The sequence below is a fragment of the Occallatibacter sp. genome, assembly GCF_035317045.1.
Lineage (GTDB): Bacteria > Acidobacteriota > Terriglobia > Terriglobales > Acidobacteriaceae > Telmatobacter.
In genome coordinates this window covers 154,033-166,154 of the sequence record NZ_DATHHT010000018.1, presented here as the reverse complement: position 1 = coordinate 166,154, position 12,122 = coordinate 154,033, and the positions used below count along the sequence as shown (strand labels likewise).

13 protein-coding genes are annotated in these 12,122 nt (G+C 59.0%); 11 read left to right on the top strand and 2 right to left on the bottom strand.

The genetic code is table 11. The features are described 5' to 3' along the window. Positions 1–40 precede the first annotated feature (40 nt). Complete coding sequence (locus VK574_RS07935) at positions 41–469, bottom strand: BrxA/BrxB family bacilliredoxin (protein ID WP_472799297.1); 429 nt, start codon at positions 467–469, stop codon at positions 41–43. A 109-nt stretch (positions 470–578) separates the two neighbouring features. On the opposite strand from VK574_RS07935, the gene VK574_RS07930 reads away from it, so the two are divergent. The 4 genes from VK574_RS07930 (at position 579) to trxA (ending at position 4,796) form a co-directional block, all read left to right on the top strand. Continuing rightward, complete coding sequence (locus tag VK574_RS07930; protein WP_472799296.1) at positions 579–1,640, top strand: UDP-N-acetylmuramate dehydrogenase; 1,062 nt, start codon at positions 579–581, stop codon at positions 1,638–1,640. A 95-nt stretch (positions 1,641–1,735) separates the two neighbouring features. Next, positions 1,736–3,091: a threonine synthase gene (thrC, locus tag VK574_RS07925; RefSeq protein ID WP_472799295.1), complete on the top strand. Its 1,356-nt coding sequence runs from the start codon at positions 1,736–1,738 to the stop codon at positions 3,089–3,091. Then, positions 3,088–4,014: a homoserine kinase gene (gene thrB, locus VK574_RS07920; RefSeq protein WP_472799294.1), complete on the top strand. Its 927-nt coding sequence runs from the start codon at positions 3,088–3,090 to the stop codon at positions 4,012–4,014. Before thrC ends, thrB begins: the two co-directional genes overlap by 4 nt. A 422-nt stretch (positions 4,015–4,436) precedes the next feature. Next, a complete protein-coding gene (gene trxA, locus VK574_RS07915) occupies positions 4,437–4,796 on the top strand; it encodes a thioredoxin (RefSeq protein WP_472799293.1) in 360 nt (119 codons plus the stop codon). 55 nt (positions 4,797–4,851) lie between these two features. On the opposite strand, the gene lexA is transcribed toward trxA, so the two are convergent. Beyond that, complete coding sequence (gene lexA, locus VK574_RS07910; RefSeq protein WP_472799292.1) at positions 4,852–5,457, bottom strand: transcriptional repressor LexA; 606 nt, start codon at positions 5,455–5,457, stop codon at positions 4,852–4,854. Positions 5,458–5,760: 303 nt separating this feature from the next. On the opposite strand from lexA, the gene VK574_RS07905 reads away from it, so the two are divergent. The 7 genes from VK574_RS07905 (at position 5,761) to fliF (ending at position 12,072) form a co-directional block, all read left to right on the top strand. Next, positions 5,761–6,756, top strand: a complete 996-nt coding sequence (locus tag VK574_RS07905; RefSeq protein WP_472799291.1) for a GGDEF domain-containing protein — start codon at positions 5,761–5,763, stop codon at positions 6,754–6,756. Positions 6,757–7,025: 269 nt separating this feature from the next. Further along, positions 7,026–7,766 (top strand): response regulator transcription factor, encoded by a 741-nt coding sequence (locus tag VK574_RS07900; RefSeq protein WP_472799290.1) that lies wholly within the window; start codon positions 7,026–7,028, stop codon positions 7,764–7,766. A gap of 79 nt (positions 7,767–7,845) precedes the next feature. Then, a complete protein-coding gene (locus VK574_RS07895) occupies positions 7,846–9,165 on the top strand; it encodes a sigma-54 dependent transcriptional regulator (protein ID WP_472799289.1) in 1,320 nt (439 codons plus the stop codon). 27 nt (positions 9,166–9,192) lie between these two features. Continuing rightward, positions 9,193–9,549, top strand: a complete 357-nt coding sequence (locus VK574_RS07890; protein ID WP_472799288.1) for a flagellar basal body rod protein FlgB — start codon at positions 9,193–9,195, stop codon at positions 9,547–9,549. Between the two features lie 27 nt (positions 9,550–9,576). Continuing rightward, positions 9,577–10,044, top strand: coding sequence for a flagellar basal body rod protein FlgC (flgC, locus tag VK574_RS07885; protein WP_472799287.1), 468 nt, complete (start codon positions 9,577–9,579; stop codon positions 10,042–10,044). A 16-nt stretch (positions 10,045–10,060) separates the two neighbouring features. Continuing rightward, positions 10,061–10,378 carry a flagellar hook-basal body complex protein FliE gene (fliE, locus tag VK574_RS07880; RefSeq protein WP_472799286.1) on the top strand — a complete coding sequence of 106 codons (318 nt, stop codon included), beginning with the start codon at positions 10,061–10,063 and terminating at the stop codon, positions 10,376–10,378. A gap of 65 nt (positions 10,379–10,443) precedes the next feature. Next, positions 10,444–12,072: a flagellar basal-body MS-ring/collar protein FliF gene (fliF, locus tag VK574_RS07875; protein ID WP_472799285.1), complete on the top strand. Its 1,629-nt coding sequence runs from the start codon at positions 10,444–10,446 to the stop codon at positions 12,070–12,072. Positions 12,073–12,122 lie beyond the last annotated feature (50 nt).

Genomic DNA, 12,122 nt, shown 5'->3' with positions numbered 1-12,122 from the left:
CTTTGCAGGAGGCCGTTCTGTTTGGGAAGAGAATCGTTCGCTATGCCGAAGTCTTGGCGCAGAACTCGTCGAAGGCGCGAACGAGTTCGCCGGCAATCTGCTGCGCCGTGGCCTGCTCGATCACAAAGCGCTGCATCAGGTAAACCAGCTTGCCGTCGCGCAGAATCGCAATGGCCGGCGAGGTCGGCGGATGGCCTTCGAAGTAGCTGCGCGCCTTTTCTGTAGCTTCGCGGTCCTGACCGGCGAAGACGGTGATCTTGTGATCCGGCGCATTTGCTGTGTTCGAAAGCGCCAGCCGGACACCGGGACGCATTTTGCCTGCGGCGCATCCGCAGATTGAGTTCACGACCAGCAGCGTTGTTCCGGGCTGCGCAAGAGCGGCGTCCACGTCCTCAGCGGTACGGGTTTCATTGATTCCGGCGCGGCTGAGTTCTTCGCGCATGGGGATGACCATAATTTCTGGGTACATGTAACCTCCGGCAAGGGGATCTTGCGGCTTGTGGCCGATTGCCTGTTTCTATTCTACAGAAGACCGTAGTCGAGCCCTGGGATGTGCGCATTGGTGTAGCCTTGCTTCGATGCTCATTGAAGAGAACAAGGAGCTTGCGCCGCTCACGACCTTGGGCATCGGCGGACCGGCGCGGTGGTATGTCTCCGCAGGAACCGAAGCCGATATCGCCGATGCGGCGGCATGGGCGCGCGGAGAAAGCGTACCTCTTTTTGTGCTCGGCGGCGGCAGCAACCTTGTTGTAGCCGATGCAGGATTCGACGGCTTGGTGCTACACATTGCGCTCAAAGGGATTCATGCTCAAGCGGGAGTTGCGGGTTTCAATGAGCGGGTTTACAGGGTCGCGGCCGGAGAAGACTGGGACCAGTTTGTGCAGCGAACCGTTGAGGAAGATTGCGCCGGTCTTGAGTGCCTGGCTGGCATTCCCGGCACAACAGGCGGAACGCCGGTGCAAAACGTTGGAGCCTACGGGCAAGAAGTCTCCAGAGTGATCGATCGTGTGCGGGCCTTCGACTTGCACGAGCAGACCTTTGTAGAGTTCACCGCCACCGACTGCGCTTTCGCCTATCGACACAGCCGCTTCAATACAACGGATCGCGGACGGTATGCGGTATCGCGCGTCGACTATCGGCTGAACCTTCACGGCAACGCCATGCTGAAATATGCGGATCTGCAAAAGGAATTCGCGACCAACACCACGCCCGGGTTGCGCGAAGTTGCCGAGACAGTCCGCTCAATCCGCCGGTCCAAAGGGATGCTCATCGTCGAAGGTGATCCGGACAGCCGCAGTGCCGGCAGCTTTTTTAAGAACCCGATTGTAAATGCGGAGGGCGCGGCTGCGGTGGCGGCGGTGGTCGGTGAAGAACCTCCGCGCTTTCCCGCCGGGCCGGGCAGGGAGAGTGCGGTGAAATTGCCGGCCGCGTGGCTGATCGAGAAAGCCGGATTTACAAAGGGGTATACGCTCGGCGCTGCAGGAATCTCAAGCAAACATACGCTCGCGCTGGTGAATCGCGGCGGAGCGACCGCGGCAGCGATCCTGTCGCTGGCCGATAAGATCCGAGATGCCGTCGAGAGGCAATTTGGAATTCAACTCCAGATGGAACCCATGATGCTGGGCTTTGATAAGTCCTAATTTTTCGCATCTTCTCGCCATGCAGGATGCCGCAATGAACAGCAGGGCGTGCGCGGCGAGCGTCAGCCGAAGCTCTGTTACGCTAACACCAAGGCATGAACGACAATCTGCACACATTACGGTGCTTCGGATGCGGCGTGCGCATCGCCGGCCCGGAGGCTCGACCCGACTTCCGGTGCGCGGAGTGCGGCGATCTGTTTGAAGTGGAGTACGCAGGCTGGGGCCATCGGCAAGGGCACGACAGACCTAATCCCGGAGCGTTGAAGTGGCTTTGGCGCGAGCGGCGCTGCTCCAGCGAAGCGCTCGACCAGAGTGGCGTCTGGCGGTTTCGCGAACTGCTGCCGATCCTCGACAACTTCGGCAACGCAGTCAGTCTGCACGAAGGCAACACCCCGCTCTATAAGTTGAAACGCGCAGCCAGTGCGCTGGGGATCGACCAGCTTTTTGCCAAGCATCAGGGCATGAACCCGACAGGATCTTTCAAAGATACCGGCATGACCGCAGCCTTGAGCGTCGCCCGCGAGCGCGGATTCACGTGGGTGGCGTGCGCATCGACGGGAAATACTTCTGCGGCCATGGCAGCCTATGCGGCACGCGCAGGGCTACGAAGCCTGGTATTGATTCCCGAGGGCAAGATTGCCTGGGGCAAGCTTTCGCAGGCCATGGATTACGGCGCAATCACCTGCCAGCTCAAGTCGGACTTTGATGGATGTATGAGGGTCCTCACGCAGATCGTGAAGGAAGCTCCGATCTACCTGCTGAACTCGGTAAACCCCTATCGTCTCGAGGGACAAAAGACGCCGGCATTCGAAATTGCCGAAGCCTTCGACTGGACCGTGCCCGATCACCTCATCGTACCCGGCGGAAATCTGGCTAACAGCTCGGCACTCGGTAAAGGGTTCAGGGAACTGCATGAGCTTGGCTTGGTCGCGCGCATTCCGCGCATCTCCGTAGTTCAGGCGGAAGGTGCCAATCCGCTTGCCCGAAGCTTCGCTGCAAACAATGGCGAGCGCATGGAGCCGGTGGAAGCACATACGCGCGCAACGGCCATTCGTATCGGAAATCCCGCGTCGTGGCGCAAAGCCGCGCGTGTCATCAAGGACACGGGTGGGTGGTGCCTCGATGTGAGCGAAGCAGAAATAGCTGTTGCCAAAGCCGAACTCGGAACTGAAGGTCTGGGCTGTGAACCGGCCTCGGCCGTGACGCTGGCTGGGCTTAAGAAGCTGCGCGCCGAGGGCAAGGTCGCCGCCAGCGACACTGTCGTTCTCCTGCTTACCGGGCACACGTTGAAAGATGCGGATTACACCATCAACTTTCATCGTGGAACCTTGCTTGACGAGCAGGAGGTCGCGGGTCTTCAGCCGGAGATCGCACAGTTACAGCGCGATGCGGTGGTCGTCGATGCCACACCGTCTGCCGTGCTCGCAACGCTGAAGGGATTAGCTGGATGACCGGCAGCACAAAAACCTTCAGAATGCGGCTGCCGGCGACATCGGCCAATCTCGGCTCGGGATTTGATGCAGCGGCGGTTGCATTGAATTTCGCTCTTCAGATTCAAGCAGAGGAAGCGGAGAAATTCTCAATTGAGGCGAGCGGCCTGGATAGCAATCAATGCTCCCGGCTCGAGAACAACCTCATCCTTGGAATTTACAAGCGCATTCTTGAATCAAACGCAAAGCCCGCGACGCCGCTCGCGATCCGAATGCACAATGAGATCCCGCTGGGAATGGGATGCGGTTCCTCGGCTGCCGGCAGGCTTGCCGCAGTCGCTCTCGCCGCACACTTCGGCGGGCTTGGCTGGTGCGACGAACAGATTCTGGAAGAAGTATGCGCGCTGGAAGGGCATCCGGATAACGCCGCTGCGTGCTGGCTCGGCGGATTTGTAGCAGCCGCGAATGAGGGCAGAGCGGTCCATGTCGCCCGCGTCGAACCGCCCGCTGCCTGGCGCGCCATTGTCGTGCTTCCGCAGGACTCGCTTGCGACCAGCAAAGCCCGGGCTGTGCTTCCGGCGAGTTATCCGAGCGCGGACGTTGTGGCGAACATCCAAGCCGTTTCGATGCTGGGACTGGCGTTTGCACAGCAGCGAGGAGACCTGCTGCGCGTGGCAATGCAGGATCGGATTCATCAGCCATATCGAGCTGAAATGTGTCCGATGCTGCCAAGGCTCCTCCCGCTGGCCGGGATGAACGGAATTCTCGGGGTCGGCTTGAGCGGCGCAGGCCCGTCGGTTCTGGTGATTGTCGAGTGCGATGCGCAGCTCGCTGCAGCGTCGGAGTCGATCTTGCGCGCGATTGGGAGACTCGCCGAGCCGAGGCTTCTGGCTTGCTGTTTTGATGCCTCGGGCGCGAGACATTCACTCAATCTTGAACCGTGATTTCCTCGCGGTTACAAGCCTGCAGCTTGTTCACTGAGCAGTAACCCTTGCGGTTAAGAGATAACTGTGAGGTAAATCACCGAATTTAGATTACCTAACCGATTACCTAAGTTTCCTTGATATTGAACTCCAGACCACCTAAATTCGCACCGTGGGCAGTTCTGGGGGAGGGCTGCTCTAGCGCCCGTGGTCCGACAACGGATCCGGGCGCTTCTATTTTGATTTGAGATAAAACGATTGGCCTCGTCAGCCCAATGACAGAGACTTTTGCGAGGGGTAGCTGCTTCGGGGTCCGTTCGCCGGTTGGCCGCTTTGGGTCGGATTGCGACTTTATAACCCCCTGGAGCATCTTATAGAGGCGCAGTTTCCGTTAATCTATAGAGGTTAATCTATAGAGATAGCGGGGCAGGACAAGGAGAAACATGGCAGGTGTGGGTGTTTTAGAAGTAAGTGATGCAACATTCGAGCAGGAAGTGCTCCAGAGCGAGCAACCCGTGCTGGTTGATTTCTGGGCGGTCTGGTGCGGCCCATGCCGCGCGATCGCGCCCATCGTGGATGGCGTTGCGCAGGCCTACGCCGGCAAGTTGAAGGTGGCAAAAGTGGATGTGGACCGCAATGCAGCGACGCCCTCGCGCTATGGAATTCGGGGAATTCCGGCACTTTTGTTCTTCAAGGGCGGCAAAGTGGCCGACCAGGTTGTGGGGTACGCACCACAAAACGTGATCGAAGAGAAAATTCAGCGCCTTTTGGCTGCAGAGCCTTCTCGCGTAGTTGGCGCCTGATTCATGAAAAAGCCCGGCAATTCGCCGGGCTTTTCTCGTTTGGACAGCAGAATTTTCAACGGTATTTGCGCAAAACCCCGAGTACCCGGCCCTGGATAGCGACATGTGCGGCCGGTACATAGATCGGGTCCATTTCCACGTTTGCGGGCTGCAGTCGAACCATCTGCCCTTCGGCGTAGAAGCGCTTGAGGGTTGTCTCTGAGCCGTGGACCAGCGCAACGACGATCTCCCCCTGCCGCGCCGTGCGCGTCCGCTCCACGAGGACGTAGTCTCCATTGATGATGTGCTCATCGCGCATCGAATCCCCACGAACTTCGAGCGCAAAAACATCGCGATTGCCGACGACGTCGTGAAGCGAGATGGTCTCAGGATTCTCAGACGTCTCCACCGGCAACCCGGCGGCGATGCGGCCGGCGAGAGGAAGACGGTCGCTGGTTCGATTGCGCGCGCCAGGCGGCAGCAGATCGATGGAGCGGCTGCGATTGTGGACGCGGTCCAGCAGTCCCTTCTTCTCTAAATTCGTCACGTGTTTATGCACGGTGGCCAGGCTCTTCAAGTTCATTCCCCGTGCAATTTCCTCAAAGGAAGGGGAATAGCCGTTACGGGACACGAACGATTCGAGAAAATCGATGATCTCTTTTTGCCTTCGAGTGACAGCCATGGGCGGATTATAGCGAAGAAAAAGCGAATTGCAAGGAAAGTTTTTGTCTTCTATTCCCCACGGTGTCTTCTGTGCCACGAAAAGTCAGATTTCTGGCTTTCGAACTGGCGTAGTGGGCTGAGGGTGATTTGACTTCTTTCCTCCTAATCTCAAGAAGCTCCTTGCCCCTGCCGATGAAGACAGTAACGCAATCCTTCGCAGATTTGCCAACCAACGGGTGTGCATGGGGGCTACCTGGTGATTTCGCTGAAGAAATACCTCGATTCGGACCCGGTTCGGGGTCGCAGCGCGGAGATTGAGTCCGTGTTGGAGCCATTCTCGATTCTCCTTTCCGCTTATCGCGGCCTTCTCGCGGACATTGGAGAGTGCGGCGAAAGCGTTTGCCCAGACCTCAGTACAGAACTCAAGTCGAGCCTCATCCGGATCGACGAAGAGTTGGGGGAACATTCGGACGTGCCCGGAATTGCACGAACCAGGTGTACTGTCGATGATCTGCTGCAGGACTGGGGTAAGAAGACTGCCCGGCATTACCTCGACAAGGCAGGCGAAGTAAAAGACCTGTTGCTGGTGATGGCGCGAACCGCCGAGTCCTTGGGTCACAAAGACGATCGCTATGCGCACCAACTCGATTCCGTCACCGCTCAGTTGAAATCGATCGCCAGCTTCGACGACATCTCGAAGATGCGCGTATCGCTCGAAGAGAGCGCTCGTCAATTGACGAGCTCTGTCGCCCAAATGTCGGCCGAGAACAAGTCAGTGATCGATCATCTGCGCGCGGAGGTCTTGACCTACCAGGCAAAACTTGAAAAAGCCAATCACCTCGCTTCGTGCGATGCGCTGACAGGACTCGGTAGCAGGCTCTGGATCGAAGCCAGAATGCAGCGGCGCATCGAAGCGGGATCTTCCTTCAGCGTTCTGATGATCGATATCAAGGAATTCCGACGCGTGAACGCTGAATTCGGACGCATGGTCGGCGACCTGCTACTGAAGGAATTCGCAAGGGAGTTGCGCTCATCCTGCCGCTTGTCAAGCCTTGTAGCCCGCTGGACCGGCGTCACGTTCCTCGTCGTTCTTGACGGCGCGGCAAGCACTGCCAACGCGCAAGCTGAACGTTTGCGGGGGTGGATAGGCAGGCCATATCTGATTCCGGGGAGGCCTGGGCATGCAAGCGTCCGACTGGATGCTTCGATTGGTTGTACAGAATATCGGAAAGGCGACACAGTGCAAGGAATTCTGGAGCGTGCGGATGCCGCGCTGTGTATCGGGCGCGAACCGGCTGAGCAACGAAGAACCGCCTGAGCAAGACTCATCGACGTTGTGCGGATCCCGAGGTTGAATTGCTTCGCGGTCGAATGGCAGGCGCATTGTACCCGCCATCACAAGTCAACGTTTGCAATCCTGTCCCGGGAATTTCCCAACCTCCTCCTCCATTCTGAAAACCCTCCCGATTCTTCTCTCATCCGAATCTTGAGTTCTCTCTCACTTCGCGAGAAGGTAGAGATGTTCCGCAGGTTAGCACCTTCTAAGTCACTCGGCGGGACGAATGTACAGAGCCGGGAGAAGAGAAAATGAGGCTGTTGATCGCCGAGGATGACGAAGCGCTGAGTCTGTTTCTGTGTCGAGGACTCGAAAGCGAAGGCCATCACGTGCACATCGTTCACGACGGCGCCACAGCTGTCACGGCCTTCCGCGACGAATCGCCCGACCTGACCATTCTCGATCTGAATTTGCCTGTCAAGGATGGGGAAACTGTCCTCGCTGAGATCCGCCAACTAAATGTGGACTTACCCGTGCTTGTGCTCACAGCGCGCCATGAAATAGATACGCGCGTCCGCTGTCTCGACGGCGGAGCAGATGACCTGATGACGAAACCGTTCAGCCTTTCTGAATTGCGTGCGCGCTGCCGGGCGCTGCTGCGCCGCAAGCGGGAAGGACAGATTGAATTGCGCGCGGGCGATCTTGAGATTAGCCGCCTGGATCACTCCGTGCGCCGTGCCGGAAGGCTCCTGAATCTCACGAACAAGGAGTTCGCGCTTCTTGAGCACCTGATGCTCCATCGCGGCCGCTGTGCATCGCGCGTGGAACTGCTTGAAAGTGTCTGGAACATGGAACCCGCGCAATCGACCAATATCGTCGATGTCTACGTGAATTACCTGCGCCGAAAGCTGGCGGATGTTCCGCCGGGACTTCTGATTCGAACAGTTCGAGGCCAGGGATACATGATCCCTTTCGAGGCAGAAAGTGCCGCTTGCTGCGCAGCGTTTTACGGCGCAGCGGACGTGCCTCAGTTGACAGCGGCACAAGCATGAGTAGCGGATTGAAACTTCATACGCAGGGGGATTGGAAATGGCAGCAACAGCGGCATTAGTCTCACCGGCAAGTTCACGGATGCGAGCCCGTACCGCATTGGTGGCGAGTGCCGACGGCAGTTTCCGGCAACGGCTCAGCGCAATACTGACAGGTTTGCGTTGGCGGGTGCGCGAAGCAAAGAGTGGCGCGGAGGCCTGGGGAGAGGCGATGGATGCGCTTCCGCAGGCGATTATCGTGGACTCATGGCTGCCCGATCTGGATCTCGGCGAATTCCTGCGCGAGTTCCGCACGGCCTTTCCGCAGGTGGATGTGGTGACCTCAAGCAATGTAACCACCTTGGAGAGTGCGCCCGGACCCCATCGCCAGGAAATTCTCTATGCTCTTCGGAGCGTACAGGAGACGGATACTGCCGCCTGGAATACCGCTCCTGTCCTTGACGACATCGCAGACTTGGAGCCGCACAGGACCGCGCTGAGAGCTGGCGGGCTGCTCGAAAGACCTCCGGCAGTGGAAGGCGGCAGAATTTCCGGCAACCTTAACTCTCAAAAAGATTCTGGTGCAAAGGATGGTGCCGACCGACGTTTGCAGCCGAGGCCGGTATCGGAGAGCGCCCGGATTCCGGACCTGATTGGCAACTCGCCCTGCATGCTCGAGATCAGCAGACGCATTCGGCTTGTTGCGCCCCGGACCACGCCGGTATTGATCGAAGGACCCAGCGGCACGGGCAAGGAGGTGGTTGCCGAATCACTGCACAAGCTCTCCGCGCGCAGTCGCCGGCCGTTTGTGGCCATCAATTGCGCGGCCATTCCAGAGGCGCTGCTGGAAGCCGAGCTGTTCGGCCACACGCGCGGGGCGTTTACCGGCGCGGTGCACGGCCGCATAGGACGCATCGAAGCTGCCGACGGAGGAACTCTGTTCCTGGACGAGATCGGAGAAATGCCGCTGGGCCTGCAAGCCAAGCTGCTGCGCTTCGTCGAGTGCGGGGAGTTGCAGCGTGTCGGGGACAACGAGAACGCAAAAGTGGACGTGCGGATCATCGCCGCCACGCATCAGCCGCTCGCTCAGCACACCCAGGCGGGAAGTTTTCGCGCCGACCTCTACTACCGGCTGGCGGTCTTTCTGGTGCACACGCCTGCTCTGGCGGAACATATCGAGGACCTGCCCCTCCTGGTCGATCACTTCCTGGAGCGAATGGGCCGCGAACGGCCGGTCAAACGATTGGATGAAGCGGCAATGGCGAAGCTCATGGCGCATTCGTGGCCGGGAAACGTGCGCGAACTGGAACATGTACTTGAACGCGCAGCCATTCTTGCGGGCGAGGAACCGGTATTGAAGGCTGCTGACATTGATTTTGGGGAACCGACGATTCGCGGCGCCGAGGAACGACAGGCAAACTGAGCTGACTACATCGGAGGGGAGTCGCCTATGCATATCGAAACACAATTGAGCGACCAGCTCGCTCGCTATCTGGACCTGGCAACGAACGAAGCCAAACTGACCGCCGCCAACATGGCCAACATCGATACACCGGGTTATCGAACCGTGGGGTTCGATTTCGAGACGGAGATACGCAATGCGCTCGCGAGCGTAGATGCGCAGAAGGCCCTGCCAATCCATGTGAAGGAAGTGGACGGCCTGATCTCACGGCCGGATGGCAACAACGTTTCGATGGATCGTGAGGGACTAAACCTCGCGGAGGCACAACTAAAGTTCAAAACCGGAGTCGTGTTGATGCGTCTCGAAAACCAGCGCGTCATGGACGCCATACATGCAGACAAGTAACGGGCAAGTAGCGGGCGAGGTGCGGCAATGAACCTGTTCGGATTGATGGATACTTCAGGGTCGGCGATGCAGGCCGAGCGAGCGCGCGCTGAAGTGGTGGCTGCAAACATGGCCAATGCCGAAACCACGCGAACCGAATCCGGCGGTCCTTATCGTCGGCAGCATGTCGTGTTTGCCGCCAACCCAGCGGATGAGAACTTTGTCAGTTCGTTTGGCGCGGCGGCAGAAAAGACGCTACAGCCCAGGAGTGCCACCGAGCCGCCGGGGGGCGTGCATATTGCCCAGGTGATCGAAGACAATGCTCCGGCGCTTAAACGATATGATCCCGAGCATCCGGATGCCGGCCCGGATGGCTACGTGTCCTATCCCGACATTAACCCGCTCACAGAGATGGTTGATCTGATGGGAGCGACACGTGCCTATGGGCTCAATAGTTCGGCGGTACAAGCAGAGAAGGGCATGATCTCTTCAGCGCTCGATATCGCCAGGTCGTAGGAACGAAGAGGTAAAAATGATCACAGCCATTCAGACCGCCAACCTCGCAAGCGCGGGGTTATCGGGCTCCCATGCTGCGTTACCCACCCAGGGCGCAGTAGCGTCTGGGGGAGCGTCACCTTTCGCCGATTTGCTCACCGATGCGGTCAGCAATGTCGGCAATCTCGAAGACCAGGCGCGCCATGCAGTCGACGGACTGATGGCGGGTTCCGGCGTCGACGTACACCAGGCCATGATCGCGAGTGAAAAAGCCAGCATGGCATTCGAAATGGCTCTCGCCGTCAGGAACAAGGCGATCCAGAGCTATCAATCCGTAATGAGCATGCAGTTCTGATATTGCGCATACCCAATCGATAGCGCTATGCAAATGCGGCGTCCAATGGAAACGGGAAAGGAAAGATGGCTCCTCCTGGAACACAATTGGAGAAACGGGGACCCCTCGGCGATGCTGGGCCGATGGCCGCCGGTGCTGCGGCGATCTGGACCCGCGCACGCGTCGGCTGGGCGACCATGTCCCCACAGCAGCGCCGCTGGGCGATGACCGCTGGCGTCATGCTTGCGGCATTGCTGGGAGGGCTTTTCTGGTATGGCCTTCGTACCGACTGGCGCACGCTGTATGCGGGCCTCGATCCGGAAGACGCCCGCCAGGTTGGACTGACGCTGACCCAGGGACAGATTCCCTACGACGTGGCTGACAATGGCACGACGTTGCGAGTACCGGCTGCGCAACTGGACAAGGCGCGTTTGGCCACTGCGGCGAAGGGCGTGAAGAGCGGCCGCATGGGATTCGAGCTGTTCGACAAACCCAACTGGGTAGGTTCTGAATTTGACGAGCAGGTCAACTATCAAAGGGCGCTCGAAGGGGAACTTGAGCACACGGTCGGGTCGCTTGCCGACGTCGAGTCAGCCCGGGTGCATCTCGTCCTGGCACACGATTCGCTGTTTCGCGAGCAGGATCGTCCCGCTAAAGCCTCGGTGGTCCTCAAGCTCCGTCATGGAGCGCTCGCCGATGGCGAAGCGGATGCCATTCGCAACCTGGTCGCATCGGCAGTGGATGGGCTCGGCGCCGATCATGTGGTCCTCGTCGATTCCTCGGGCCGCCTGCCTCTGGGACCGAAGACGCCTGGGGCATTGCAGCTGAGTGCGGAGCAGGCCCTGGAAGAGAAATTGATTTCCACGCTTGAGCCCGTGACGGGATCCGGCAACGTCCGCGCTTCGGTGACATTGGACTACGATCCCGATGCGCTCGAGGAAACGAGGGAGAGCTACGATCCCACCCAGTCGGCAACGCTTTCGATGGAACGTACCGAGCAGACAACCGGGGGGCAGCCGGTCGCCGCCGGAGTTCCGGGAACCGCTTCGAATGCGCCGAATTCCCAGTCGCTTCCGGTGTATCCGAAGCTGGCTTCGCAGCCTCAGACGTCGAAGACGGAATCTGGTACGTATGGCGTCACCAAGTCGGTTCGGCACCTGGTTGAAAATCCCGGCAAGGTACACAGGCTTACCGCGGCAATCGTCGTGAATGACCGGCTGATGCAGGAGTCCGGGAAAGGAGCCGCAGCCCGCTGGCAGGGCCGCTCGCAGGACGAACTGAGGAACCTTACATCGCTGGCGCAGGCCGCAGTGGGGTTTGACGCGTCCCGAGGCGACGTGGTGACCGTGCAGGATTTGGCCTTTGAGGAAAATCGGGCCCAGCCTCCTCCCTCCATGCCTGCGCAGATGATGTCAAGAGTGGAGGCTTCACCGCTGCTCGTGAAATACCTGACCCTGCTGATCGGTCTCATGGCTGTGCTCGTTTTTGGCGTACGCCCGGCCCTGCGAAAGGCCTTAACCGAAGTGAAGAGCGTATCTCGTGAACTCCCCGGAGCTGTCGCTGCCGGACGATCCGCATTGCCACAGCCCGAGGTTGCCGTACCCGATCCCGGACACGCCAGAGCCCAGGAAATCTTTCAGCAGGTTACCAGTCAGCTAAAGCAGGAGCCGGCGCAGACTTCGCGGCTTTTGCAAAGCTGGATTCATTCGGAATAGCCGAGGCCGAAACGCGGAGAATTACCAGGGTTGATTGATCGGGATTCAAG